Source organism: Streptomyces sp. NBC_00433 (assembly GCA_036015235.1).
Lineage (GTDB): Bacteria > Actinomycetota > Actinomycetes > Streptomycetales > Streptomycetaceae > Actinacidiphila.
The window spans coordinates 3,099,943-3,126,419 of the sequence record CP107926.1 but is presented as its reverse complement, the minus strand read 5'-3'; the positions used below and the strand labels follow the sequence as shown (position 1 = coordinate 3,126,419).

At 71.1% G+C, this 26,477-nt stretch carries 18 protein-coding genes; 6 read left to right on the top strand and 12 right to left on the bottom strand.

Annotated features, from left to right (window positions below):
- Positions 1-44: 44 nt before the first annotated feature.
- From OG900_12880 to OG900_12840, 9 genes are all read right to left on the bottom strand, one after another.
- Positions 45-902, bottom strand: a complete 858-nt coding sequence (locus tag OG900_12880) for a hypothetical protein (GenBank protein ID WUH90898.1) — start codon at positions 900-902, stop codon at positions 45-47.
- Entirely contained in the window at positions 896-2,041 is a 1,146-nt protein-coding gene (gene dgoD / locus OG900_12875) for a galactonate dehydratase (protein WUH90897.1), read from the bottom strand. The genes OG900_12880 and dgoD overlap by 7 nt, the downstream gene beginning before the upstream one ends.
- Complete coding sequence (locus tag OG900_12870; GenBank protein ID WUH90896.1) at positions 2,038-2,772, bottom strand: FCD domain-containing protein; 735 nt, start codon at positions 2,770-2,772, stop codon at positions 2,038-2,040. Before OG900_12870 ends, dgoD begins: the two co-directional genes overlap by 4 nt.
- Positions 2,773-2,820: 48 nt before the next feature.
- Entirely contained in the window at positions 2,821-3,582 is a 762-nt protein-coding gene (locus OG900_12865; GenBank protein WUH90895.1) for an SDR family oxidoreductase, read from the bottom strand.
- Between the two features lie 88 nt (positions 3,583-3,670).
- Positions 3,671-5,782: an alpha-galactosidase gene (locus OG900_12860; GenBank protein WUH90894.1), complete on the bottom strand. Its 2,112-nt coding sequence runs from the start codon at positions 5,780-5,782 to the stop codon at positions 3,671-3,673.
- The gene (locus tag OG900_12855; protein WUH90893.1) at positions 5,779-6,681 is read right to left on the bottom strand and encodes a carbohydrate ABC transporter permease; all 903 of its coding nucleotides are present in this window, start codon (positions 6,679-6,681) and stop codon (positions 5,779-5,781) included. Before OG900_12855 ends, OG900_12860 begins: the two co-directional genes overlap by 4 nt.
- Entirely contained in the window at positions 6,681-7,628 is a 948-nt protein-coding gene (locus tag OG900_12850; GenBank protein WUH90892.1) for a sugar ABC transporter permease, read from the bottom strand. The genes OG900_12855 and OG900_12850 overlap by 1 nt, the downstream gene beginning before the upstream one ends.
- Position 7,629: 1 nt before the next feature.
- Positions 7,630-8,937, bottom strand: a complete 1,308-nt coding sequence (locus OG900_12845; protein WUH90891.1) for an extracellular solute-binding protein — start codon at positions 8,935-8,937, stop codon at positions 7,630-7,632.
- Positions 8,938-9,112: 175 nt separating this feature from the next.
- Complete coding sequence (locus OG900_12840) at positions 9,113-11,275, bottom strand: glycoside hydrolase family 27 protein (GenBank protein ID WUH90890.1); 2,163 nt, start codon at positions 11,273-11,275, stop codon at positions 9,113-9,115.
- A 315-nt stretch (positions 11,276-11,590) separates the two neighbouring features.
- On the opposite strand from OG900_12840, the gene OG900_12835 reads away from it, so the two are divergent.
- Entirely contained in the window at positions 11,591-12,085 is a 495-nt protein-coding gene (locus tag OG900_12835) for a DinB family protein (GenBank protein ID WUH90889.1), read from the top strand.
- A gap of 246 nt (positions 12,086-12,331) precedes the next feature.
- Here OG900_12835 and OG900_12830 read toward each other — a convergent pair whose 3' ends face one another.
- Positions 12,332-12,466 carry a hypothetical protein gene (locus OG900_12830; protein WUH90888.1) on the bottom strand — a complete coding sequence of 45 codons (135 nt, stop codon included), beginning with the start codon at positions 12,464-12,466 and terminating at the stop codon, positions 12,332-12,334.
- 828 nt (positions 12,467-13,294) lie between these two features.
- Here OG900_12830 and OG900_12825 point away from each other — a divergent pair.
- The 3 genes from OG900_12825 (at position 13,295) to OG900_12815 (ending at position 15,301) form a co-directional block, all read left to right on the top strand.
- Complete coding sequence (locus tag OG900_12825; protein ID WUH90887.1) at positions 13,295-14,113, top strand: MEDS domain-containing protein; 819 nt, start codon at positions 13,295-13,297, stop codon at positions 14,111-14,113.
- Positions 14,110-15,069: a sensor histidine kinase gene (locus OG900_12820; GenBank protein WUH90886.1), complete on the top strand. Its 960-nt coding sequence runs from the start codon at positions 14,110-14,112 to the stop codon at positions 15,067-15,069. The genes OG900_12825 and OG900_12820 overlap by 4 nt, the downstream gene beginning before the upstream one ends.
- A gap of 67 nt (positions 15,070-15,136) precedes the next feature.
- Positions 15,137-15,301: a hypothetical protein gene (locus OG900_12815; protein ID WUH90885.1), complete on the top strand. Its 165-nt coding sequence runs from the start codon at positions 15,137-15,139 to the stop codon at positions 15,299-15,301.
- Positions 15,302-15,344: 43 nt separating this feature from the next.
- Here the strand turns inward: OG900_12815 and OG900_12810 are convergent, their stop codons facing one another.
- The gene (locus OG900_12810; GenBank protein WUH90884.1) at positions 15,345-15,587 is read right to left on the bottom strand and encodes a transposase; all 243 of its coding nucleotides are present in this window, start codon (positions 15,585-15,587) and stop codon (positions 15,345-15,347) included.
- 512 nt (positions 15,588-16,099) lie between these two features.
- On the opposite strand from OG900_12810, the gene OG900_12805 reads away from it, so the two are divergent.
- Positions 16,100-17,974 carry a hypothetical protein gene (locus OG900_12805; GenBank protein WUH90883.1) on the top strand — a complete coding sequence of 625 codons (1,875 nt, stop codon included), beginning with the start codon at positions 16,100-16,102 and terminating at the stop codon, positions 17,972-17,974.
- A gap of 253 nt (positions 17,975-18,227) precedes the next feature.
- On the opposite strand, the gene OG900_12800 is transcribed toward OG900_12805, so the two are convergent.
- Positions 18,228-19,211: an acetylserotonin O-methyltransferase gene (locus tag OG900_12800; protein WUH90882.1), complete on the bottom strand. Its 984-nt coding sequence runs from the start codon at positions 19,209-19,211 to the stop codon at positions 18,228-18,230.
- A 1,008-nt stretch (positions 19,212-20,219) separates the two neighbouring features.
- On the opposite strand from OG900_12800, the gene OG900_12795 reads away from it, so the two are divergent.
- Positions 20,220-26,423, top strand: a complete 6,204-nt coding sequence (locus tag OG900_12795; protein ID WUH90881.1) for a type I polyketide synthase — start codon at positions 20,220-20,222, stop codon at positions 26,421-26,423.
- Positions 26,424-26,477 lie beyond the last annotated feature (54 nt).

Here is a 26,477-nt window from a genome sequence, read left to right as displayed (position 1 = left end):
ACGGGCGGATCCGGCGCGCGGCCGGGCCGGGGGAGGAAGGCGCGTCACGGACACGCCGTGACCACCAGCCGCCAGCGGACCTCGCCCGAAGCGGGAACGCGCGCGGCGTCCCGTTCCCCCGACGCGGCCAGGTCGAAGACCCGGCCGAGCATCGGCTCGACGCCGATCGAGCGGTACGGTGCGTCCGCCGGGAAGCCCCGGAGGTTGCGCCACACGGCGACGGAGACCGGCTGGCCCGGCGCTTCGAGGGCGAACTCCAGCCCGTCGGGGCCGTCGTGGACGGTCGCCCGCGTGGTGTCGACGATCGCCCCCAGCGCCGTGCCGTCGTCAGGGCCGAGCAGATCGAAGCGGACGTCCGGCGCCACCGGGGCCGGGGACACCGCGGACGTCCCGGGGCGGTGCGCGGCGGCGACGGTGCCGGAGGCCCCCACCCGGGGCCAGGCGAACGCCTCCCAGTCGGAGCCGCCGTCGCGGTAGAGCCGCCCCGGCGCACCCTCGCTGAGGGCGATCCGCCCGTGCTCGGAGACGTCGAGCAGGGCGTGGGCCGCCCACAGGAAGCGGTAGCCCGGTTCGGCCCGCAGGCAGTAGTCGGCGACGACACCGCCGTCCGCCGCCGTGACGGTACGGGTGAGGTGGAAGTCGGGGCACCGCACCGACGCGGTGTCGCCGTCCCGCGTCCATGGCCGGGACCAGGCGTCGCCGTGGTCCGGGCGGCCGCGCACCGTGGGGACGCACTCCTCAAGACCGCCCGCGTCGGCGAAGGCGTCACCCGGCCGTACCCGGGGGCGGCGCGGCTCGTCGCGGTGCCAGAGCCACTCCCTCGCCCCGGACGACAGCGAGGTCCAACGCCCGCCGTGCGCGGGGTCGGTGGCCACCCGCAGGACCGGCGCCCCGGTCACCATTCGGCGAACGACCCGTCGGCGTGGCGCCATACGGGGTTGCGCCAGGCGTGCCCGGTGCGGTCGGCGGCTCGGACCGCGTTCTCGTCGACGGTGACGCCGAGTCCCGGCAGGGTGGTGCGCCGGGCGTGGCCGTCGGTGAAGCGGAAGGGCTCGGTGTCGACGAGGTAGGACAGCAAGTCGGCGTCCTTGTTGTAGTGGATGCCGAGGCTCTGCTCCTGGATGAGGAAGTTCGGTGTGCAGAAGGCGACTTGGAGGCTGGCGGCGAGCGAGATGGGGCCGAGCGGGCAGTGCGGCGCCAGTTGCGCGCCGAAGGTCTCGGCGAGCGCGGCGATCCGCGTCACCTCGGTGATGCCGCCGGCGTGCGAGAGGTCGGGCTGGGCGACGGCTATGCCGGCGCTGAGGACGGGCAGGAACTCGGCCCGGCCGTAGAGCCGTTCGCCGGTGGCGAGCGGAACGGGCGTGGACGCGGCCAGCGACGCCGTGAGGTGGCCGTGTTCCGGCAGCAGCGGCTCCTCGACGAACAGCGGGTGCAGCGGGGCGATCTCGTGCAGGACCCGCCGGGCGCCGGCCGGGGTGAAGCGGCCGTGGAAGTCGACGGCGACATCGCGGTGCGGGCCGAGCACCTCGCGGGCGGCGGCCACCCGCTCCACGACGGCGGCGGTGCCCGCCGGGGTGGTGAGGGGGTCGGTGCGGCCCGCTGCGTTCATCTTGACCGCGGTGAAGCCGGCGTCGATCTGGGCGTTGATCTCGTCGGTGAGCCGGGCCGGTTCGTCGCCCCCGACCCAGGCGTAGACACGGACCGTGTCCCGGACCGCGCCGCCGAGCAGCGCGTGCACGGGGGCGCCGTAGGCCTTGCCCGCGATGTCCCACAGCGCGTGGTCGAGCCCGGCGACGGCGCTGGAGAGCACCGGGCCGCCGCGGTAGAAGCCACCCTTGGTGAGCACCTGCCAGTGGTCCTGGATGCGCAACGGGTCCCGGCCGATGAGCTGTTCGGCGAGGACGTCGACGGCGGCGCGCACCACCTCGGCGCGGCCCTCGACCACGGGCTCGCCCCAGCCGACCAGTCCCTCGTCGGTCTCGACCCGGCAGAACAGCCAGCGGGGTGCCACGAGGAAGGTCTCGACACGAACGATCTTCACCGGGCGTCCTCCGCCCCGGAGTCGGCGCCGTGCACCAGGTCCAGGTCGCGTACCGCCTGGTCCAGCAGGGCTCTCATGGCGGCCTCCGCGGCGTCCGGGTCCCGGTCGCGCACCGCGTCGAGGACGGCGCGGTGGCTGGGCACCGGGTCCGTGCCGTGCGGTGAGCTGTGGACGATCTCGTCGCGGCGGGCGAGTCCGGATTCGATGACCATCTCCATGCGTTCGAGCAGTTCGTTGTGGGTGGCGGCGAGCAGGGCGCGGTGGAAGGCCAGGTCGGCCTCGACGGCGTGGGCCGCACCGCCGTCCTGGTGGGCCATCGCGGCGAGTGCCGCGTCGAGGGCGGCCAGGTCGTCGTCGGTGCGGCGTACGGCGGCGAGCCGGATCGCGGCAGGCTCGACGATGCCGCGGACCTCGCCGAGGTTGCGCAGCAGCGACAGGTCGGCGCCGGCCGCGGTGCCGCCGGCGAACTGCCAGCGCAGCACGTCCGCGTCGAGCAGGTTCCAGTCGGCGCGGGCGCGGACGAAGGTGCCGCGCTTCTGCCGCGCGTCGACCATGCCCTTGGCCGCGAGGACCTTCAGGGACTCGCGCAGGGCGGTCAGACTGACGTCCAACTCGCCCTGCAACGCCACGAGATCGAGTGTCGCGCCCTCCGGGATCTCACCGCTGAGCACCCGGCGCGCGAGCACCTCTACGGTCTGGCCGTGCACTCCGCGGCGCGCGTATGGCGTCATGTCGTTCTGCCTTTCTCCAGGGTGGCGTGTCGGTCGGGCGGGGCACGGTCAGGCGGAGCCCTTGACGACGCTCCAGCCACCGTCCACCAGCAAGCTCGATCCGGTGATGTACGACGCTTCGGGCGAGGCAAGGAAGGCGATCGCGGCGGCCGCCTCCTCGGGCGAGCCGAAACGGCCTGCGGCTGTCTCGGCGACGCTCCTGTCCCGGTCCCGCTGCGACACGCGGTCCCAGGCGGCGGTGAGGATGGGGCCGGGGAGCACGGCGTTGACGCGTACCTCGGGGCCGTACTCCACGGCGAGCTGGCCGGACAGCGACAGCAGCGCGCCCTTGGCGGCGGCGTAGGCGGGGTGGCCGGGGATGCCCTTGTGCGCGTGCACGGAGGAGATCAGCACGACGGCGCCGCGGCGCTCCCGCAGGTCGGGCAGCAGCGCTCTGACGCCGAGGAAGCCGCCGGTGAGGTTGACCGCCAGCTGCCGCTCCCAGGAAGCGAGGCTCGTCTCGTGGGCGGGGGAGACGTCGACGGTGAAGGCGTTGCTGACCAGGACGTCCACCGGTCCGAAGGCGTGGGCGGCGGTGACGAGGCGGTCCCAGTCCTCCGGCGAGGAGACGTCCGCCGGCACGAACTGCGCGGCGCCGCCCCGCTCGCGGATGTCGGCGGCGACGTCCTGTCCCGCGTCCGCGGCGATGTCCGCGAGGACCACCCTGGCGCCCTCGGCCGCGAGGCGGCGGGCGGTGGCGGCGCCGATACCGGCGGCCGCGCCGGTGACGACGGCCACCTGTCCGGCGAATCGGGCTGCGGTGACATTCATGGGACGGTCGGCTCCTCTGCGTTCGGGTGTGTCGGCGACGGCGGTGACGGGCGGCGTGCGGGGTCGGGGGCCGCCGTGCCCGGCGGGTTCACTGCCGTACCAGGGTGACCAGTTCGGCGTCGTGGTCGGCGGTCCAGGCCAGCGGCAGGCCGTAGTGGAGCAGGTGCGCGCCGCTGTATTCGGTGCCGGTCGCAGTGTCCCGGTAGCGGGCACCGGGGTCGAGGCCGCGCAGCCGCAGCCGTACGGCACGGCCCGGGACGAGAGGCGCGCCGTCGAGGCGGCCGGTGCTCCAGGCGGCGACGACGGTGCGGTCGCCGCCGGGGGCGTCGTACTGCACCGCGCAGCACGCGTCGGCGGGCGTGCCCAGCAGGCGGGCCTCGCCGTGGTGGATCACGTCGCGCTCCTGCTTGTACCGGGAGACCCAGCCGGCGGCCTCGGCGCGCTGCTCGGCGGTCCAGTGCCGCAGGTCCGCGCCGATGCCGAGGACGCCGGCCGCGGCGAGCACGAAGCGGAAGGCGAGCGAGCGGGGCCGCGGGTCGAAGACACCGGGGGCGTCGGTGACCCAGCTGCTCATGGTGTGCGGGGCGTGGGCGTGCAGATAGCCGTACTGGATCGCGAGCCGGTCCAGCGGGGCGGTGTTGTCGCTGGGCCACACGACGTCGGTACGGGCCAGGGTGGCGTGTTCGACCCGCCCGCCGCCGCCCGCGCAGCCCTCGACGGTGACCTGGGGGTGCCGGTCCCGGAGGTGGTCGAGGACTCTCAGGTAGCCGGCCACGTGGGCGGCGTCGAGGTCCAGCTCTCCCGCGGGGCCGGCGCCGGGGCGGCCGCGCTCGGTGGGCGGGCGGTTCATGTCCCACTTGAGGTAGCTGATGTCGTGGCCGGTGAGCAGCCGGTCCAGGGTGCCGATGACGAACTCCTGGACGTCGTGGCGGCCGAGGTCGAGCAGCAGCTGCTCGCGGACCAGGGTCGCCGGGCGGCCCTCGATCCGGTAGACCCAGTCCGGGTGTTCGGCGTACAGGCGGGAAGCCGGGCTGACCGCCTCGGGCTCGACCCACAGGCCGAAGTCCAGCCCGGTGGCCCGGATCTTCGCGATGAAGTCGTCGAAGCCGGCCGGGAAGGCGGCGGGATCGGGCCGCCAGTCGCCGAGGCCGCCCTTCTCGTCGTGGCGGCCGGTGAACCAGCCGTCGTCCACGACGAAGAGTTCGACGCCCAGTTCGGCGGCGATCGCCGCGAGTTCGAGCTGCGCGTCGGCCTCGACGCCGAAGCCGGTGGCCTCCCAGGAGTTGTAGAGGACCTTGCGGGTGCGGTGCAGCCGCTCGCCGGCCAGCCGCTTTTCGTAGCGGTGCCAGACGCGGGACAGCCCGTCGAGTCCTTCGGGGCTGAACGCGCAGGCCAGCCGCGGGGTGTCGAGGCTGCCGCCGGGCCGCAGCACGACCGCTCCCTCGTGGGGGACGCGGCCGGCCCTGATCCGGACCGCGCCGCCGGGTTCGGCGTCCGCGGTGATGTGCCAGTTGCCGGACCACTCCAGCGCGACGCCGTAGGCGGGTCCGTCGGCCTCGGCGGCGTCCTGCACGGCGAGCCAGGGGGCGTAGGCGTGGCCCGGCGCACCCTGGGTGGAGGCCATCTCGAACCGGCCGCGTGCCAGGTCGAGTTGATGGCGGCCGAATTCCTGCGACCACTGTCCGGCGAGATAGGTGAGCCGGGCGCCGCCCTGGACGGGCACGTTGACGCCGGCCGAGTCGAGGCGCTCCAGGTGCAGCGGCTCGGTGCCCGCGTTGTGCAGCTCGGTCCAGCGCAGCAGCACGTCGGTGCCGGGCACCGTCGCGTAGCGGAGCGTGGTGCGCAGCCCGGTCGGTCGGTCGGTGAACTCCAGCCGCAGGGCGCTGCCTTCGTCGTACTCCGCGCCGGTGAAGGTCCACCACAGGCCGCGTTCGCCGCCGGGGCGGCGGACGGTGAGGTCGGCCCCGGTGAACGGCCGCAGCCCGTAGGGGATGTACTCGGCGGGAGCGGCGTCGGCGGGCGTGACGAAGTGCGTGCGCTCGGACCAGTCCAGCGGGGAGGGACCGGTCTCGGCCCCGTGCGGTCCCCACGCGGCGAGTTCCGCCCAGCGGCCCTCGCCGGCCAGGCGCACCGCGTACACGGTGTGCTCGGTACGCAGCAGCCAGGGACCGGCCGGGTCCTGCGGTCGTACGGTGGTCACTTGACGGCTCCCAGGTTGAGTCCGGCCACGAAGTGCCGCTGGAAACGGAGGAAGACGATGACGGTCGGGGCGGCGGCGATCACCGATCCGGCCGCGATGACGTTCCACTGGGAGACGTACTGCCCCTGCAGGCTCAGCAGGGACGCGGTGATGGGCATCTTCTCCTCGGAGCGCAGGACGGTGATCGCCCAGAGCAGGTCGTTGAAGATCCAGGTGAAGGCCAGCGCGGTCAGCGCGGCCAGCGCGGGCCGGGCCAGCGGCATGATGACACGGGTGTAGATCTGCCAGGGTCCTGCGCCGTCGATCACGGCGGCCTGCTGGATCTCCGGCGGGATGGCCCGCATGAAGCCGTGCAGCACGAAGACGTAGAAGCCGACGCCGAAGCCGATCTGGACGCCGATCAGCGCGTACAGCGAGTCGTAGATGCCGAGTTTCTCGCTGAGCTTGTCGACCGGGATCAGCAGGATCTGCGGCGGCAGCAGGTTGCCGCTGAGCATGAGCAGCAGCAGGGCCCGCCGGAAGGGCATGTCGTACCGGCTCAGCGCGAAGGCGGCCATGGAGGCCAGCAGCAGGGACAGCAGGACCGTCGGGATGCTGACGAGCAGGCTGTTGACCAGGGCCTGCTGCTGCCCGCCGTCCACCCAGGCCTGCCGGAAGCCGCCGAGGGTGAAGGAGTGCGGCATGCTGCCCAGGCCGTGCGAGGCGATGTCGTCGAAGGACCGGGTCGCGGTGATCAGGACGACGGCGATGGGCACGAGCCACAGTACGGACAGCAGCCCGGCGCCGGAGTGGAAGGCGACAGTTCCCCACAGGGCGCGCGCGGACCTCGGGGACCGGCGCGGGGCCGGCGGCGCGTCCTGGCCCGCGGCGGTGTCGGGGGCGGTGTCGGTGACGCTCATCAGTCGGCCTCCTTGAACGCCCGGACCAGGTAGGAGGCGATGACGCCGAAGGCCAGCACGAAGATGACGACGGCGAGCGCGGAGCCGTAGCCGAGCCGAAGGGACTGGAAGGCGGTGGAGTACATGTAGGTGCTGAGCAGTTCCGAGGAGTGGTACGGGCCGCCGTGGGTGAGTGCCCAGACGACGTCGAAGGAGCGCAGGCTGTCGATGATGATCACCGACAGGACGACGGCGTTGACGCTGCGCAGCTGCGGCAGGGTGATGTGCCGGAACTGCTGCCACCGGGAGGCGCCGTCGACCTTCGCGGCCTCGTACAGCGCCGGGTCGATGCCCTTGAGTCCGGCCAGGTAGAGCACCATGACGTAGCCGACCTGGCGCCACAGCGCGGGCACGATCACCGCGTAGAGCGCGGTGTCCTGGTCGGCGAGCCACGCGTGGGTGAGGCTGCCGAGCCCGAGCCCCGACATGGTCTTGTTGATCAGCCCGTCGGGCTGGTACATCGCCTGCCACACCAGGGCGGTGGCGGTGAGCGAGAAGACCACCGGCAGGAACAGCGCGGCCCGGTAGAAGCCGACCCCGCGGCGCTCCTGCTGCAGCAGCAGGGCGGCGCCGAGGCCCAGGAGCGCGGACAGCCCGCCGAACAGTGCCAGCCACAGCACGGTGTCGAGCATCGCGGTGTGGAAGACCGTGTCGTGGATCATCTCCCGGTAGTTGCCCAGGCCGATGAACTGCGGCGCCGAGACGCCGTCCCACTTGGTCAGCGAGAGGTAGAAGCCCTGCAGGGCGGGCCAGAAGACGAAGAAGCCCTCGGCGAGCAGCGGCAGCAGGACGAAGGCGAGTACCGCAGGAGGGACCCGGGTGGCCCGCCGGCCCCCGCCGCGTGTCGTGCGCCCGCCCCGGCCGGCGCCCTCCGTGGCGCGCCGGCCCGCGGCGGTGAGTACCGCCATCTCACTGGCTCCAGATCTTCTGCGCGTCCCGCTGCCAGGCCGTGAGGATGGAGTTGATCTCCTTGGGCTTGGCGAGGAACTTCGTCAGCGCGGTGTCGGCGGTCGGCTGCAGCGCGTCGCTGGAGTCGCGGTTGAAGAACTGCGTGACCTCGGTGGCGCCTTCGATCAGCGCGCGGCCCTTCTTGACCAGCGGGGTGCCGGAATCCTTGGCCTTGGGGTTGGTCGGCAGCGAGGTGCCGGACGAGCCCTTGATGTACAGCTCCTGCGCCTCGGCCGTGGCCAGGTAGCTCATCAGGTCCAGCGTCTGCTCCTTGTGCGCGGTGTGCGCGCTGGCGAAGTAGCCGTCGGTGGGGCCCTCCTCTGCGACCGGGACGCTCGGGTCGATGATCGGGAACTGGAAGAAGTCGATGTCGTCCAGCTGGTCCTTGGGCGCCGCGTCGGCGAAGAAGGTGCCGATCAGCATCATGCCGGTGCGGTTGTTGAGCATCGCCGTGGTGGCGTCCTGGAAGGCGAGCGCCGTGCCGTTGGGGTCGAAGTAGGGCAGCACCTCGGCCCACTTGTCGAAGACCTTGTGCACCTGCGGGTCGTCGAAGCTGTGGCGTCCGGCGAGCAGGTCGCGGTGGTACTGGGCGCCGTTGATGCGGATGTCGAGGTAGTCGAACCACGCCGACGCGACCCACGCGGTGTCACCGCCGGCGCCGAGCCCGATCGGGGCGACGCCCTTGGACTTGAGCGTCTTGCACAGGGCTATGAAGTCGTCCCAGGTCTTGGGCTCCTGCACGCCCCACTTGGCGAAGTTGGACTTCTTGTAGAACACGCCCCACCAGTAGTAGCTGGCGGGGACGAACACCTTCGCGCCGGAGGAGTCGCTGCACAGCTTCTTCTGCGCGTCCGAGTAGCCGGCGAGTTCGCCCTTGGTCCAGATCTCGCTGACGTCGAGCAGCAGGCCCTTCTTCGCGTACGCGTCCGCGACCGAGCCGGGGTACCAGGTCAGCAGGTCCGGCGGGTTGGCGGAGGTGAGGTACGTCGGCAGCTGGGTGCGGAAGGTCTCGGAGGCGACGGTGTTGAGCTTGGCCTTGCCGCCGCCGCGCTTGTTGTAGGCGGCGGTGAGGTTCTCCATCGCGGTCTTCGCCTGCGGCGAGGACAGGTTGGACTGGAGCGTCACGCTGCCGCCGGACGACTGGCTGGTGCCGCCCGCGTCGGACGAGCTGGAGGTGACGCAGCCGCTCATCAGGGCGGCGGCGCCGATGGCGCCGGCGCCGGCGAGGAACTGGCGGCGGTTGGTCGGCGGGATGGGTGCGGTGTTCATGGACAGTGACTCCCTTGTCGGCTGCTACAGACTGGCGCGACGCCCGCACCACGTCAAGATTAATTGGTAATTTATTGAGTAACCGCTCTGACGGTTCCCGAGATGTCCGGTTCCGGGTGTCTCGGGAACCGTCGGAGGACTGCGGTCGGCTCGGCGGACCTGATGTTCCGCAGGGTCAGAACGAGCTCTGCCGGACCACACCGCCCACGCCGCGCGAGACGGCGAGGACCTGGCCGTTCGGCCCGGAAGTGGCGCCCATCGCACCGTCGAAGGCATTGCTCACGAAGGCGCTCTGCGGGAACCAGCCGCCCCAACTACCCTGCGTGGCGTCGTAGGTGCGCTGCCACAGCGTGTAGTCCGCGGCGCGCGCCAGCAGTTGCACGCTGCCGCCGGTCGTCACCAGCGTCGGGGCGGCGCTGATCGTGCCGCCGAGCGAGGTCCAGTCGGACCAGGTGCCCGAGGCGTCCGCGTCCCGCGACCACACCGTGTCGTCCGCTCCGCGGACCGCGACGTGGACCCGGCCGGCGGCGTCCGCCACGGCCGACGGACGGCCGTAGAGCGCCACTCCGGCCGGAGCCCCGATCGACGTCCAGCCGGTGGCGGGACCCCGGCTGGTCACCGTGCCGTCGGCGCCGGCGGCGAACAGCGTCCAGGCGCCGGGGCCCCGGTAGGCGGCGGTGGGCGCGTCGGCGATGCGCCCGCCGAGGTCCTGCCAGCGGCCCCACCTGCCCTGGGCGTACGTCCGCAGGTAGGCGTGGTCGTCCATGCCGCGGACGAAGACATCGATCCGCCCCGGGGAGGCGTAGGCGGCGGGCTGGCCGAGGAACCGGCCGCCGGTCGGGCCGCCGAGGCCGGTGCCGGAGCCGGACCAGCGTCCGTCACGGCCGGTCGTGGCGCGCAGCGAGCCGTCGGCGTCCTGGGTGAAGGCGGTCAGCGTGTCGCCGTCGCGCACCAGCGCCGGATCGGCGGCGGAGACGGAGGACGGGCCGCCGAGCTTCACACCGGGGGCGTCGTCGGTACCCGTCAGCCCGAACATCGCGGTGCCGTGCGCGGGCACCGTGACCGCGTAGGTGCCGGTGTGCGTACCCCGGTCCGCGCGGGCCCGCAGGTCGCGTACGGTCACCGCGCCCGTCAGCCCGGCCTGGGCGAAGGCCAGGGTCCGCACGGCCGGCTGGTCGGAGCGGTTGAGCAGGACGACCGCGCGGCGCCCGGACCCCTGGAGGACCTTGCTGTACGTGTCGCCGGTGCCGTCCGTGGCGACCCGCACACCCTGGATGCCCAGCGGGTCCTGGTCCACGGCGAGGATCTCCGGGTTGCGCAGGGTGTCGATCATCGCCTTCGGCAGCGTGCGCGGGTCGGAGCCGATGATCAGCGGCGAGGCCATCTCGGCCCACATCACCAGCTGGGTGGTGGACTCCTCCTGGTTCATCTCGTAGGAGCCGTCGCTGAGTTGCCGCATCGGGACCAGGTAGTCGGGGTCGTTCCAGCGGCCCGGCCCCTGGGCCTCGGGGTGCCAGGCGTTGGCGTCCATGTTGCGCAGCACGTTCGGGAACTCACCCGCGGTCGGCGAGCCCCACGCGATGTCCGTCCCGGTCCGCCAGGAGTCCGCGGACGTCGGTCCGTAGACGAAGGTGTTGTGCGCGTCCTGCCCGGGGGTGTGCGGCAGGCCCCAGTCGTCGGTGAGCGGATTGCACAGATTCAGCAGCATCGGGCGGCCGGACTTGGCCACCGCGTCGCTGAACTCCTTGAAGGCGGGGCCCGGTTCGAGCTTCTCGCCGATCCCGCACAGGAAGTCGACCTTGACGGCGTCGATCTGCCAGCCGGCGAACTGGTCGGCGTCCTGCTGGTAGTGGCCCCGGCTGCCGAGCCCGCAGCTGGCCGGGTCGTAGTCCCCCGCGTCGGTGTAGATGCCGGCCTTCAGCCCGCGCTGGTGCAGGTACTTGACCAACGCCGGGATGCCCGAAGGGAAGCGCTCGGGGTCGGCGGTCAGCCGGCCCGCGGCGTCACGCGGGGTGGCGGCCTGCCAGCCGCCGTCGAGCCAGACGATGTCGTAGCCGCTCTCCCGCAGCCCGCTGGCGACCAGGTAGTCGGCGACGCTCCTGACCTGGGTCTCGGTCGGCGCGCCCAGCCCGTAGTAGGTGTTCCAGCCCATGAAGGGCGTCGGAGCGAGGCCGCTGTCGTAGTACGCGGGCACCCCGGCGGCCGGCTGTCCGGCCGGACCGTGGTGGTGGCCGACCGCCTGGGCCGTACCGGGAACGGCCAGCGCCAGCAGTGCCGCGGCGCCCACCGCGGCGACCGCCCTGGGGGCGCGTGTCAGCCCTGAACGATGCGAAGTCATCTGATTCTCCCGAACATTGGGGATATCGGGGCACAACATCCCCTGGTGGTCCGGGGGGTGTCCGCCACGACGAGAACTGTGCGGGCGGCACCAGGAGGTGTCAACGATTATTACTAATAAACTAAAATTAGGGCCCGCTGGCCGCTCTCCACCCCTGACCTGGCTCGACACGGCAGACGTGGACTCGCCCCCGCCCGTGGGGGATCCGCGGTCGGCCCCGCCTGACGCGGCGCGGGCCGGCGACCGCCGGCACCTGTGGAGAACCCGCGCGAGGGCCCGACGCGGTGCGGGACGGGTGCCGCTAGAGTCACCTGCATGGCTGAGACCCAGCGCCGCCCGGTGCCCCGCAACGACGATGGTGAACTGGACACCGCGACGGCTTTCCTGTCCTTCGCCAGACAGTGCGTGGTGAAGAAGACCGAGGGCCTGACGGAGGAGCAACTGCGGCGGGTCCTGGTCGAGTCGGGGACCACGTTGCTGGGCCTGGTCCATCACCTGACTCTGGCGGAGCGGTTCTGGTTCGGCTACCACGTGGCCGGTCGGGAGTCGGACCACCCTGGGGACGTCGGCATGCAGGTGCCGGCCGGTCGCAGCGCCGTGCAGGTGCTCGCCGACTACCACGCGGCAATCACGGCCAGCGACGCCGCGATTCTCTCCGTCGGCGACCTGGAAAAGCCCGTCGCGATACCGGTCGACGGCACGCTGCACTCGGTGCGGTGGGTCGTCGCCCACATGAGCAGCGAGACCACCCGGCACGCCGGCCACGCCGATATCCTGCGCGAACAGATCGACGGGACGACCGGGCGCTGACTCCTTTCCTGATGGCCCGCCAGGTTTCCTCGCGGGTCTCAGATCAGCAGGTCGAACAGTCTGGAGGACCTCGCGACCGCCGTGAGCCGCACGCCCCTGGAACGGGACATCGGCTCCCTTCGGGAGGAGCAGCGGGTGCGGGCGGCCATGATTGCGGAAGATGGCGGTTCAAAGCCCGCGCACCCGGGTGGATGAGGGGTGCCGTCGCGTCGGCTTGTCCCGCTCCACGGCAACCACCACGCGGGCCTACAGCCGGGTGGCAGGCGGCAGCCGCAGCACGCGAGCAGAGGACGGGAACGGCACCGGCATCACCCCGAGGTGGTCTTCGAGCATCCTCGCGACCACGTCGAGCGGCTCCACCGGCGCCGCGGCCTCCAACATGCCCGCCAAGGTCATCGTCCCGCCGCGTCGGTGCCCGCTCCCGGGAGGGTCCGAGATCCGCCCGCCGCCCTCGTCCGACGCTCGTGCGGTCACGGCGGAGCCCAGGCAGTGCTGGGATGCCCGTCCGGAGCCAGGCGGACGGGGCCCTGGTGCGCCATGGCACCAGGGCCCCGGAGGAACTGCTGCACCATCTGCCGGCCCTTCACGCTGCGCCGGCTTACTGAGTCCGCACCGCCACCGCGGGGGTGGACGGCAAGTGCGGGGATCGCGATTGCTTGACCGGAGACCACCTCACTATCGATGTCCTGCGGTACCCGGCCCAGTGAATCCGGCCGGGCGATCCTGCGATGGCGCTCGGCTCCTCCGTCCTTCCCTCTGGATCAACTCTTACCAAACCTGAACTGCGCACTGCTGGTCCCGCCACTGCGGTCCTGCTCGCGGCGGCCCCTGAACACTGCGGGCCACCCGGTCCGGCCGTCAGCCCCGTCGCCGCCTGGCAACCGCTCTGGCTTCGGAACTCCACCGCCGCACCGTCGTGCGTACTGCGACTTCGGGTACTGCTGCCCGGCAGTTCGTGTCTGCCGGGCCCTTCGACAGGGAGGTAACCGGCCTCGAACAGCGTCGAGTACGAAGCACAATGCCGGGGCAGGTGGGAAGGCGGGGTTCGCGCTCGCCGGAGCCGGGGGTGGTGGCGGTTGCGGGTTCCGGTCCCGCTGGTCCGGGTGGCGGCCGATGCCCGGGGGGTGGGCGGGGCCGTGCCCGCAGCGTGGGCGGCCATGGCACAGTGGTGCTCGCTGGTGCGGCGCCGGGCAGGTGAAGGGGTGTGGTGTGAGGATCGCGCGCGAGGTGGCGACCCTTGACTCGGTGGACGTGGGTGACCATGTGTGCTGGCTGGTCGCGTCCGGCGACGACTACCACGGCACCGCCCGTTCCTACCTGACCGGTGGGGAGCGCGCCGGCGACAAGATGCTGGTCATCGGCACGCCACGGACCCACTGGCTGGAGCAGCACCTGCCCCAGGGCCTGCTGGTGGACCCTGTCGTCGAGCGCGCCGAGGGGCGGCCCTGGGACGCGGAGACGCTGCTGGGCCTGGTGCGCCGCGAGGCGCAGACCGCGGCGGGTCAGGGGTTCCGGGCGCTGCGGGTCCTGGCGCAGATGGACCGCACATGGCCCAGCGGCGCCAGTGCCTGGGAGGTGGCACGCCACGAGATGGGCCTGGACGCCGTGGCCGCCTCCGGTAAGGCGATCGTCGTGTGCTCCTACCCGCGCGAGTCTTTCTCGGTGCCCGCGCTGGAGCTGGTCGCGGGCGTGCATCCGCACCACGCGGGCAGACGGATGAAGGTGCCTGACTTTCGGATGTTCTGTGTGGGAAAGGACTGCTGGAGCGTGAGCGGGGTGGTGGACTTCGACGGCGCCGCGGCCTTCGGCACCGCGGTGCGCGAACTGCTGGCCTCCGCGGCCACCCTGCGTCTGCACTGTCATGACCTGCTGCTGATGGACGCAGCCGCCATGAAGGCCCTCATCGAAGCGGTCCTGTCGGTCGAGGGCCGTAAGGTGCTGATCGAGGGAGCGAACTCCACGGTGCGCCGCAACTGGTCCCTGGCCGGATACCAGGTCCCGCAGATCCCGGTGGAGCTGGTCCCGTGAACGACCACGTGACAGCACAGGCCGACCCGGACACGAAAGGCCGGGGCTTTCGCCACGAGCTCTTCCCCTACCAGGGCGAGACCGCCTTCCTGGAGGGCGCCGTATCCTTCATCGAGGACGCCGTGGCCGGCAGCGAAACCGTCCTGGTGGCCGTCGGCGCCACCAAGCAGGAGATCCTGCGCCAGGAACTGGCCGGCACCGACGCCGCCAAGTCCGTCACCTACCTGGATGCCGCAGAACTGGGCCGCCGCCCAGGGCGGCTGATCGCCGCCTGGGCCGACCGCATCACCGACAGCACGGCCAAAGGACAACCGGTCCGCGCGATCAGTGAATCCCAGTGGACGGGCCGCACACCGCGCGAACGCGCCGAACTCCACTACCACGAATGGCTCCTGAACCGGGCGTTCACCGCCACTCCGGCCTGGTGGCTGCTGTGCCCCTACGACACCACCAGCGTCGAGGCGGATGTCCTGCGATCAGCGCGCAGCAACCATCCGCTGCTGCGTGACGCGCAGAGCGGCCCCAATGCCGACTACCAGGACGGCCCTTACCCGTTCCCGGACCTGAGCGCCCCCTGCGACCCCCACCAGGAGTTCGTCTTCCACGCCGGGGACCTGGCCCAGGTACGGGACAAGGTCACCGCCTGCGCCGGCGCCCACCACCTTGAGTCCGCGCGGCTGCTGGACCTGCTCGCGGCCGTCACCGAGGCCGCCGCCAACAGCATCCGCCACGGCGGCGGCACCGGCACCCTGCGCATCTGGACCGAACAGAACGAACTCATCTGCGAAGTCCGCGACACCGGACACCTCCAGGACCCCCTGGCCGGACGCCTGCGCCCGAGCCACGACCAGATCGGCGGCCGGGGGCTGTGGCTCATCCACCAGCTCTGCGACCTCGTCCAGATCCGCACCACCCAGGACGGAACAACAGTCAGAATGATCACCGCCCTGAGCTGACCCGGTTCGCCCTCACCTCCATCGGACAAACGGCACACAGCCCAGATCCGGAACGAGGAGGAACGACGTGCTCCTGGTGACTGTCGAACACCTCGACGCGACCAGCGCGGTCCTGCGCGTCAGCGGCGACATCGACCAGGACACCGTCCCCCACCTGGGCTACGGCGCCTGCCGCTGGGCTCGGGGCGCTGAGCTGGGCGCTCGGCCGTTTGGGCGGCCTGGAACGGCTTGATCATTACGCCCCTATGACGTGGACAGCCGGCTGGCTCGGTGTATCAACGCTCAGCGAAGGTGATCTCCCCGGACGGCGTGAGTTCCCATCCGCCGAGCAGGTCGTCGTTGACGCGGACCGCGAGGAGGACCGCGCCAGCCGCGGGACCGTCGCCCGAGCCTGCCTCTGTCTCGGTCCCTGCCGAGCCGAGGTGGAAGGCGACGACGGGAGCCCTGCGGTCACCGCCCCGCCTGGGCGTCCGGTCCGGCAGCAACGGCTCGATCCGCGCCCACTGTGCGTCAGTCAACGGCACACCCGGACCAACGATCAGATGATCCGAACGACACGCCCTAGCTGGCCGGCGTCCACAGGGCATCCGGGCATCCGCGACCGAAGCTGCTCTGTGTGCTTGTTCAGAGGCGGAAAGCGCACCCGGGTGCGGCCGCGCAGCGTCTCGGCAAGCTCCTGAACGGCACCTGGCGGCTGCCTGCAGGGATGGCCAATGGGGTGGCGTGGCAGCTTGTCCGGTTGCGCCTCTCGGGGCACCCGGTGGCACACGCCTAGCGTGCGCGCATGAGCGTGGAACGCACCACCCCCGGTCTAGCAGGCGTCGCCGGCGGGAGCACCGGGCTGCTGTCCGGAGGCCGTCCCGGTCAAGGCGGGCACGGGTCACCCCGTGAGGCCTCCGCACACCGGTGGGAGTTCGCGTGCTGAAAAAGACTCTGGTTGCGCTGGGGATCGTGTTGGTCCTGCAAGCCCTCTTCGCACTGTGCCTGATCAGCGCACTGCAACTGCTGGTGGTGCGCAACGTGCCATTCGGTGACCGGCGCTTCCCCGGTCGTCACAGCGGTGTCGTCGAAGGTGTCCCTCCAGAAGCTCAGCTACTCGGACGCGTCCGAAGTACGCGGTGCGATCGACCAGAGCAAGCTCTACGGCGCGTACCTCCCCGGTCTCAGGAACGACACGCTGATCGTCGTCCCCGCCAAGAGCTTCTTCGGCCGCGTGGAACTACAGGCGGCGTTCGAGGACGCGGCCAAGAAGCTGCACCGGCCGCTGACGGTCCAGACGGCCAAACCCCTGCCGAAGAGGGACCGGCTCGGAGGTGTCGCCGGCCTGCTCCTGATCCCACTGCTGATCGGCGCCTACCTTGCCGCCGTCCTGGTACTCAAGGCCACGAAGACCGCCGCGGCGCCCTGGCATGTGGCCATGCTCGTGGGCTACTCGGCGGTCGGCGCGCTGGTGACCGACCTGATCGCCGGGCCGGGGATCGGCGCCTACACCAACAACCGCTTCTGGCCGCTGCTGCCGTGCTTCATCCTCATCGCGGCCGCGGTCTCGCTGGCCGCCGCAGGTTTCCAGCGACTCGTCGGAGCAGCAGGCACCCTGGTCGTGGTGGTGCTGTTCATCATCCTGGGCGGATCGGCCGCCGGCGGCATCGGGCTCTCCCTGCTGCCCGTGTACTGGCAGCACCTCGGCGCCGTCTTCCCGCCCCAGCACGCCATCACCCTGATCCGCAACGTCCTGTACTTCAACGGGAACAACATCACCGAGCCGCTGATCGTCCTCGGCCTGTATGCGCTGGGCGGGGCCGCCGTCATCGGGTATCTGGGACGGTGGCGGCCGGTCAGGAGGATCGGGGCCGCACATGCCGCCGAGCCCGCCGGCACCGCGGCATCCGGCTCGGGCCGGAAGAGGGCTGTGCGGGTCGTCTTCGCACTGGCGATCGCCGGGCTGATGCAGTGCCTGCTCACCGCCAACTACATGAGCTCCGCACACGAACCCGTCGCCACCGATATGCCGTTCGGTGCGGTCGGCCGATCTCTGCTGCTGCCGACAGCACAGACGCATCTCTCGCTGAAGGTCACCCGGTATCCGGACGAGGCGGCCGCGAAACACGCGATCGACCAGGCAGATATCTACGGAGCACTCGTCGCCGGGCCGAAATCGAGCACCCTGATCGTCGTCCCCACCATCAGCGACGTCTCCCCCCTCGACCTCGCCGGGAACTTCAAGGCGGCCGCGACAGCGCTCAGGCAGCCACTCACCATCCAGCAGCACGCGCCGCACGCCCTGCCGAAGAAGGACCCCTTCGGCCTCGTCTCGTCACTGGTTCTGGTGCCGCTGCTCGTCGGCGGCTACATGAGCTCCACCATGCTCCGCGCGAGCACCGGTACCCCGACAGGACGCTGGCGGGGACTCGCCCTGTACGCCTACGCCATCGTCGCCGCCCTGGTGATCGACCTGATCGCCACCTTCTGGCTACAGGGCTACCCGGCCCACGAGTTCTGGATCATCTGGCCGATCATGGCCCTGGTCATCGCCGCCGTGGCCGCCGTGGCCGCCGTACTGCAAAAGCTCCTCGGCGCCGCCGGAACTCTGGTGACCGTCGTCCTCATCGTGTTCTTCGGCAACCCCTCCTCCGGCGGAGCCAACGGAGTCCCCTACCTCCCCGCCTTCTGGCGCGACGTCGGCCCGTACCTGCCGCCCCGCAACGCCTACATCCTGCTCCGCAACACCGTCTATTTCGACGGCCACGGAACCACCCAGGCCCTCATCGTCCTCCTCCTGTACCTGGTGATCCCCGCGATCGCCCTCGGCTTCCTCGACTGGTTCCGCACCCCGGACATCCCCATCGCCCCCGACACCGAAGCCGAAGCCACCGCCCTGACCGTCCCCGTCGGCGCCCTGCCGTAGAGGGCGGCCGCCCGCTGCCGACGGATTCGGTGATGGGACCGGCTGCGGTACGCGCATCCGCTGGGCAACGGGGGTGCCATGGGGCCGGCGCGTGGTCGAGGATCGGGAGGCCTCGACCGCCCATCGGGTCGACGGACCTGGCCTGCTTCGGAACCCGGCACCGGATGTGGTTCAGCGGATGACTGCGCAGCTCCCCTGCTCCATCGCGGAGTACAGGGCTTTCACCAGGACTTTGCGCAGGCGGCGCACGCGGTCAGGATGCTGGGACTGCGACCAGCAGACCGGTGGAGGACGCCATGTCACGCGTCTCGCGCAGCCGCAGCCCCGCACACTCAAACAAGTTTTCGAATTCTGCCCTCGTGCGCTCCTGTCCGGGATGCAGGGTGAGCATGACGAGGTCGCTCAGTTTGCCGACGTGCGGGACATCGCCCTCCGGCAGGATGAGGTCGATCACCAGCAGTTCGCTGCCTGCGCCCATGGCCCGCCGCACGTTCTTCAGGACGGACAGCGCCCCGGTGTCGTCCCAGTCGTGCAGGATCATCGACATCAGGTAGGCGTCGGCGCCTGCGGGCACCTCGGCGAAGAAGTCGCCGCCCACGACGTGCGCCCGGTCCGCAACCCCCGCTCCCGCCAGGACGTCCGAGGCGTGCTGGACCACGTCCGGCTGGTCGAAGACGGTGGCCCTGAGGGCGGGGTGGCGGCGCAGCAGCGCGGCCACGAGGTGCCCGTGCCCGCCACCGACGTCCACCAGCTCTCCCACGTGCGACAGGTCGTAGGCGTCGCACGCGGCCGCGTGCAGACGCCGGGACAGATCCCCCATGGCGGCGGCGAAAACCGCGGCCTGGTCGGGTCGCGCCGCCAGGTGCGACCACCAGGTGATGCCGTGGAGGTGGGGGAAGGACGGCTCACCGGTGAGCACGCTGTGCAGCAGCGCCCCGATGGCCGCCTGCCGCTCCGGGATCCCCCACAGCCTCGTGATGTTCCGCAGGGAGCCCTCCCCGTCCTGCCTCAGCGGCTCGGCGAGCGCGGTGGAGGCGAACGTCCGGGGGGACACCTCGGTGAAGACACCCGACCCGGCCAGCGCCCGCAACAGCCGGTACAGCGCGGCAGGATCGGCCTTGACCTGGGCCGCGAGATCCTCCACGGTGCGTGGTCCCCCGGCGACGAGATCGGCGATCCCCAACTCGGCGGCCACGGTCAGCGCCTGGGTGACCAATGGCGCTTGCAACATGCGCATGATCTGGACCTGTGAAGCCTCAATTGCGCTCGTCATAGCATAACCCTTCGCTCCGAGCCCGGCGATTGCCAAAGGCTGCGTTGAGGCAGATAAGTGCGGGTAGGGCGGGCATTCAGGTCGTGGCGTGGCTGATTCCCACACTGTCGCGGAAGAGGCGCTGTGCGGGCGTGACCGAGAGCCGTGCAGCACGGAACCGGACGGCTGGGACACCGTTGGCGCAAAACCGATGTCCCGTCCGTGGGTGTGCCTTCCCGGGGTGGCGATCTTCCAATGCCGAATTACCTTTTCCGAGCAGCTTCGCCTCCACGCAGGGAGTGCGTCAAGCGTTCCACGACCCGAACGGCACCGGCCTTGCGGCCCTTGCTTCCGTGACGGTCACGGTATAGAGTCGCGCCACGACTTAACGTACCGACTCACTTTGTCCGCGTGATCGCCAGACCGGGTTCCCGGATCGATGACCCTGGCGAGTCCGATGACAGATCAGCATTGTGAGAGTGAGCGACCGGTCCGCCCCTCTCCTCAGGGGCGGCATGACGCACGTGCGCCAAGAGCTTCTTGACGGCCAGGTCAGCAGGGGTGCCTGACCCGCGTCAGCCACCGCACACACGAGTGCCGAGGCTCCCGAATGGCTCGTGCCGATCTCACCGCCGGACTGCGACCGGACTGCAATACAAGCAGCGCGGCGCCAGAACCCGGGCAGAAACGAGAGTCCGCACAAGGCAGTCGCCGGCTCGCCGATTTCCGGCCGAACAGGCCCGCGGTCGGCGTTACCCCGGAAGCGGAGAGAACGTAAGGGCGGCGCGTTCTGCGAAGCCCCTGACTTTCGTTGATCTTCACCTTTCGGGCGCCGGTTTCTCCATCGCGTTCACGACGATGCAATCGGTCGTTCGCAATTCTCTGCCGCCCCGAGGGTGTGGCGCAGCTATTCGTAACTCCACCGTAACCATCGTTCCGAAGAGTTCCTCCCCTGTGTCCACGACCTCGTAGAGAATGAGGACGCCCAGAGTGATGAGACAACTGCCCGGTGATCACGTCGCCGCGCCTATAGCGATCATAGGGATGGCTTGCCGATATCCGGGGGATATCGTGTCTCCGGAAGACCTGTGGGAGTTCGTCGCGGCCGAGCGGTGCGCCGTGGCCGAGATGCCGCAGGATCGCGGCTGGGACCTGGGGCGGCTGTTTCATCCGGACGAAACACTGCCGGGGAGAAGTTCGAGCCGCTACTGCGGCGGTGTCGTGGCCGATGCCGCCATGTTCGACGCCGACTTCTTCGGGATCTCGCCGCGCGACGCGGTGGCGATGAACCCGGTGCAGCGCCTTTTGCTGATGACGGCGTGGGAGGCGTTCGAGCACGCGGGGATCGTTCCGGACGCCGTGCGCGGCCAGGACGTCGGGACGTTCGTCGGCATCCACAGTCCGGAGTACGGGCCGCTGTGGCACGAATCCGCCGCGGATGTCGAGGGCAAGCTGATGACCGGGACGATGCACAGCGCGGCATCCGGCCGGCTCTCCCACTTCTTCGGCCTGTCCGGGCCCTGCATCACTGTCGACACCGGCTGCTCGGCCTCTTTGGTCGGTGTGCATCTGGCGATGCAGTCGTTGCGTTCGGGTGAGAGTTCGATGGCTCTCGTCGGAGGCGCCTCGTTCCAGGCGACCCCGGGGCAGTTCACCGAATTCACCAGACAGGGCGGACTGGCGTCGGACGGCAAGTGCAAGGCGTTCGCGGAGTCGGCCGACGGCGCGGCATGGAGCGAGGGAGTGGGCCTGCTGCTGCTGGCCCGGCTGTCCGACGCGCAACGCGCGGGCCGTCGCGTTCTGGGGGTCGTCCGCGGCTCGGCGGTCAACCACGACGGCGACGGCAACCGCTTCACCGTGCCCAACAGCGGCGCCCACGAGCGGTTGATCCGCCGGGCGCTGGCCGATGCGGGTCTGGCCGTGCACGAGGTCGACGCAGTCGACGCGCACGGCACCGGGACCAGCGTCGGCGACCCGATCGAGGCCGAGGCGATCCTGGCCACCTACGGGCAGCGGCCGGCGTCGGACCGGCCGCTGCTGCTGGGCTCGCTGAAGTCCAACCTCGGTCACACCACCGCGGCGGCCGGGGTCGGAAGCGTCATCAAGATGGTCCAGGCGATGCGGCAGGACGTGCTGCCCCGGACCCTGCACGTCGACAAGCCGAACAGCCGGATCGACTGGTCGAGCGGTTCCGTACAGCTGCTGGAGGAGGCGGCCCCCTGGCCGCGCGGAGAACGGCCGCGGCGTGCCGCGGTCTCCTCGTTCGGCATAGGCGGGACCAACGCGCACGTCGTCCTCGAAGAGGCCCCGCCGGCCGAGGAACTCGCCCCGGTGCGGACAGCGGACCGGGGCGACGCCGCGATCGTGCCGTGGGTCCTGTCCGGACGCACCGAGGAGGCGTTACGCGACCAGGCGCTGGCTCTTCGACGGCATGTGGCCGCGCATCCGGGACTGGACCTGGTCGACGTCGGATTCTCGCTCGCCACGAGCCGCGCACGGTTCGAGCATCGGGCCGTCGTGATCGCCTCCGATCTCGAGCGATTCACGACCGGGCTCAACGCGATCGCGGAGGGCAGACCCGCCGAGTCCGTCGTGGCGGGACGGACCAAGACCTCCGGCGGTACGGCATTCGTCTTCCCCGGCCAGGGGGCGCAATGGCCGGGGATGGCCAGGGAACTGGCGAAGGCGTCGCCGGTCTTCGCCGATTGCCTGGACGAGTGCGCCCAGGCTCTCGCGCCCTATTGCGACTGGGAGTTGCTCGACGTCCTGAACGGTGCACCGGGTGCAGCGTCGCTGGACCGGGTCGACGTGGTGCAACCGGCGCTGTTCGCCATGATGGTCTCGCTCGCCCGCATGTGGGCGCACTACGGCGTGCAACCGACGTGCGTCGTCGGTCATTCGCAGGGTGAGATCGCCGCCGCGTGCGTCGCGGGTGCATTGTCGCTGGACGACGCGGCGAAGGTGGTCGCGCTGCGCAGCAAGGCCATCAGGAACCTGACCGGCGACTGCGCGATGGCCTCGTTCGCCATGACACCCGAGCAGGTACGGCCCCACCTCGCCGAGGGCGTGAGCATCGCGGTGGTCAACGGGCCGAGTGCGACGGTGCTCGCGGGTCCCCGCCTCGTGCTGGAGGAACTGGTCGCCGACCTGACCGCCAAGGACGAGCGGGCGCGCATGCTGCCGGTGGACTACGCCAGCCATTCCGCACAAGTGGAGCAGATCCGCGAGGAGTTGCTCGCCGAACTGGCCGGCATCGCGCCGCGGACATCGGCGGTTCCCTTCTACTCCACCGTGACCGGACAGCTCTTCGACACCGCCGCGCTGACGGCGGAGTACTGGTACACCAACCTCCGGCAGACGGTGCGGTTCGCTGACGCCGTCCGCACCGTGCTGGGTGACGGCGTCCTTCACTTCGTCGAAGCGAGCCCCCACCCCCTGCTGCTGGCGGCGATCGAGGAGGTGGCCGCGGAAGCCGGCGCCCCCGAGGCCGCAACGGTGGGTTCGCTGCGCCGCGGTGAGGCGGGCACGGACAGTGCCGTGCAGCACGTGATGCGCTACGTGTCCCAGGCGTTCGTGGACGGTCTGCCGATCGACGGCGAAGCCCTGTTCGCCGGTCTCGACGCCCGCCGGGTGGATCTGCCCACCTACGCGTTCCAGACGCAGAGGTTCTGGTTGGGCAACGCATCGGCGACCGCGAGTTCGGCCTTGCACGGCTTCGGGTCGACCGGCCATCCCTTGCTGGGAGCGACGGTCGAACTCGCCGACGACAGCGTGCTGCTGAGCGGCACGCTGTCCACGCGCACGCATCCCTGGCTGGCCGATCACGGTGTGCACGGCTCGGTCATCGTGCCTGGCGCGGCGCTGGTCGAGATGGTCGTCCGGGCCGCGGACGAGGTCGGCTGCGGTTTCCTGGAGGAACTCGTGCTGGCCGCACCGCTGGTGCTTCCCGGGCAGGACGCGGTCGCGGTGCAGGTCGTCATCGGCGGTCAGGACGACACCGGGCGGCGGAAAGCGAGCGTCCGCTCCCGTCTCGCGGCGGGCGACCGCAGCACCGTCGGCGGTAGCTGGACCAGTCACGCGACCGGGTCGGTCCTGCCGGCCGGGCAGGATGAGCAGGACGGCGCGGAAGCCTGGCCGCCGACCGGTGCCGACCCGATCGACGTGGAAGCCTTCCATCACCAACTCGCCGCTGCGGGCTACTTCTACGGCGAGGCGTTCCGCGGTCTGCGGGCGGCCTGGCGTCGGGGTACGGAGATGTTCGCAGAGGCGGCCCTCACCGAACCGGTCCGGGCCGACGCGGGACGGTTCATCCTGCATCCGGCTCTCCTGGACGCGGCGTTGCTGCCGGCAGCCGTCGACTCCGCCGCGAGTGGACAGACGCGCGTGCCGTTCACGTTCAACCGGGTGCGGCTGCACAGCGCGGGAGCATCGGCACTACGGGTGCGGCTGGCCTTCCACGGCGACGAGGTCGCGATCACCGCCACCGACCCCGCCGGCCAGCCCGTTCTGTCGATCGAGGCCGTGACGACCCGCCCGCTCTCGCTGGATCAGCTGTCCGCCGGCCGGCTGTCGACCGCGGACTCACTGCTACGCGTCCAGTGGTCCGCGGTCGCGGCACCGCCAGGAGCCGGCGGCCCGATCCTGGACATCACCGTGCGCCGCTGCGAGGAGACCGACCCGCGGCGAGCCGCCGCGTGGGCATTGGCTGCGGTGCAGTGGCTGCTGCGCGAGGACAGCACCGGGTCGGCGATGCTGGCGTTGGTGACACACAACGCCGTGGTGTGCGATCCGGGCGACGAGGTGAACGCGGCCCAGGCGGCCGTATGGGGTCTGGTGCGCACGGCCAGAGCCGAGCACGGCAGCCGTTTCGTGCTCGTCGATGTGGACGACCGGGACACATCGGATGCGTCGCTGTCGTCCGCGCTCGCTCTCGGCGAGACCGAGCTGGCGATCCGTGGTGACATCGTGTCGGTGCCCCGGTTGGTACGGGCGGCCGACCCGCGGCGGATGATCCTCCCGGCGGCACCGTCGTGGCACGTGACCGCCACCGAGGTCGGCACGCTCACAAGTCTGGCCGCTGTGCCGGACGAATCCGCGAGCACGCCGCTTGAGGCCGGGCAGGTCCGTATCGCGGCCCGCGCGATCGGGCTGAACTTCAAGGACGTCCTGATCGCACTGGGAATGGTGCCCGGCTCGTCGACGACCGGTCTGGAAGGCGCCGGTGTGGTGGTGGAGGTCGCCCCCGGAGAGTCCGGCCTGAAGGTCGGCGACCGGGTCCTGGGCTACTGGCCCGACAGGGCCGGCTCCGTGGTGATCGCCGACCGGCGGCTGGTGGCCCGCATCCCGGCCGGATGGTCGTTCGCACAGGCGGCGTCGGTCCCTGTCGCCTACATGACCGCGTTGCACGGACTCCGCGACGTCGGCGGTGTGCGCCCCGGCGAACGAGTGCTGGTGCACGCCGCAGCCGGCGGCGTCGGCGTGGCCGCGGTCCATGTGGCCAAGTGGCTCGGCGCCGAGGTGTTCGGCACGGCCAGCCCCGGAAAGTGGCCGGTGCTGCGCGGACTCGGACTCGACGACCACCACATCGCCTCGTCCCGCACAGCGGAGTTCGCCGATCGGTTCGGGACGGTGGATGTCGTGTTGAACTCACTGACCGGCGAGCTGCTCGACGCCTCCCTGCAGCTGCTCGACTCGAACGGCAGATTCGTCGAGATGGGCAAGACCGACCTGCGTGACCCCACCGCGCTGGACGTCGCCTACCGGCCGTTCGATCTGACGGCTATGGATGCCGACGTGCTGGGCCGCCTGCTGAGCGATGTCCTGAGTCTGTTCGAGACCGGTGAACTGACCGAACTGCCGCCGCTGCGAGCCTGGGACGTGCGGGAGGCCCGTGAGGCGATGAGCTTCATGCGCCAGGGCAAGCACGTCGGCAAGAACGTGCTCACCCTGCCGCGGGCGCTGGAGCCCGCAGGTACCGTTCTGATCACCGGCGGCACCGGCAAACTGGGCCGGTTGCTGGCCCGGCACCTGGTGGCCGAACACGGCGTCCGGGAGCTGGTGCTGACCGGCCGCCGGGGGCCGGACACCCCGGGCAGCACCGAACTGGTGGCGGAACTGGCCGAGCTCGGAGCACATGCCCGGGTGGTCGCCTGTGACGTGGCCGAACGGCCCCAGGCGGAAGCCCTGGTGGCCGGAATCGGTTCCGGCCTGACCGGAATAGTGCACGCCGCGGGCACCCTCGACGACGGCACCGTCGAGTCCTTGACGCCCGAGCGGTTCGAGGCGGTCTTCCGCCCCAAGGCGGACGCGGCGTCCCACCTCGACGAGCTCACCCGTCACCTCGACCTTGCGATGTTCGTGCTGTTCTCGTCGATGGCCGGCACGCTCGGCTCACCGGGGCAGGCCAACTACGCCGCGGCGAACACCGCGATGGACGCGATCGCCGTCCGGCGGCAGGCCGCCGGCCTGCCCGGCCAATCCCTGGCCTGGGGATTCTGGCAGAGCGCCAGCGGGATGACCGCCCACCTGGCCGACCTGGACCGCGAACGGCTGGCTCGCAGCGGCATGCGACCGATGCCCGATGAGCTGGGGCTGGCCCTGTTCGACGCGGCACGCTCGGACGGCGGGGCGGTGCTGGCCACCGCCGCGATGAACGTGGAGATCAGCGGCAGCGGGGCTTCTCCGCTGGTGCGCGGCCTCGCGGCGCCCGCCCGCCGGGTGGCCGCCGGCAGCCCTTCCACGACCTCGGACAGGTCACTGCCAAGCAGGCTCGCGGGGATGGCTGCACCCGAACGAACCGCAGCGCTCGTGGCGATCGTCCGGGCGCACGCGGCCGCCGTGCTCGGCCACTCCGGCCCGGAGGCGATCGGACGCGACCGGGCGTTCAAGGAGCTGGGTATCGACTCGCTCACCGCGGTCGAGCTGCGCAACAAGCTGACCTCCCAGACCGGTGTCCGGCTGGCGCCCACCGTGGTGTTCCAGTACCCCAACCCCGCCGAACTGGCCGAACACCTCGCCACGCTGCTCGGGCCATCGGCGGAGAACGGCGACGGCGCGTCCCCCGAAGCCGTTTCCGCCGCGGCTGCGCCGGATACGGCGGAGGTGGTCTCGGCGGAACAGATCGACGAGATGGACATCACGGCACTTGTGGCCATGGTGAACCCCGGTTCCACCGAAGTGGAACGTGAGCGCCGGTGACCACGCGGGAGGAGATCGTCACCGCGCTGCGGCACAGCGCCAAGGAGAACCAGC

Bases quoted from the DNA above. Each gene is read 5' to 3' on its own strand.
- OG900_12880 (WUH90898.1), bottom strand. From the start codon at position 902: ATGGTGACCGGGGCGCCGGTCCTGCGGGTGGCCACCGACCCCGCGCAC.
- OG900_12870 (WUH90896.1), bottom strand. From the start codon at position 2,772: ATGACGCCATACGCGCGCCGCGGAGTGCACGGCCAGACCGTAGAGGTG.
- OG900_12865 (WUH90895.1), bottom strand. From the start codon at position 3,582: ATGAATGTCACCGCAGCCCGATTCGCCGGACAGGTGGCCGTCGTCACC.
- OG900_12855 (WUH90893.1), bottom strand. From the start codon at position 6,681: ATGAGCGTCACCGACACCGCCCCCGACACCGCCGCGGGCCAGGACGCG.
- OG900_12850 (WUH90892.1), bottom strand. From the start codon at position 7,628: ATGGCGGTACTCACCGCCGCGGGCCGGCGCGCCACGGAGGGCGCCGGC.
- OG900_12845 (WUH90891.1), bottom strand. From the start codon at position 8,937: ATGAACACCGCACCCATCCCGCCGACCAACCGCCGCCAGTTCCTCGCC.
- OG900_12840 (WUH90890.1), bottom strand. From the start codon at position 11,275: ATGACTTCGCATCGTTCAGGGCTGACACGCGCCCCCAGGGCGGTCGCC.
- OG900_12835 (WUH90889.1), top strand. From the start codon at position 11,591: ATGGCTGAGACCCAGCGCCGCCCGGTGCCCCGCAACGACGATGGTGAA.
- OG900_12830 (WUH90888.1), bottom strand. From the start codon at position 12,466: ATGTTGGAGGCCGCGGCGCCGGTGGAGCCGCTCGACGTGGTCGCGAGG.
- OG900_12800 (WUH90882.1), bottom strand. From the start codon at position 19,211: ATGCGCATGTTGCAAGCGCCATTGGTCACCCAGGCGCTGACCGTGGCC.
- OG900_12795 (WUH90881.1), top strand. From the start codon at position 20,220: ATGAGACAACTGCCCGGTGATCACGTCGCCGCGCCTATAGCGATCATA.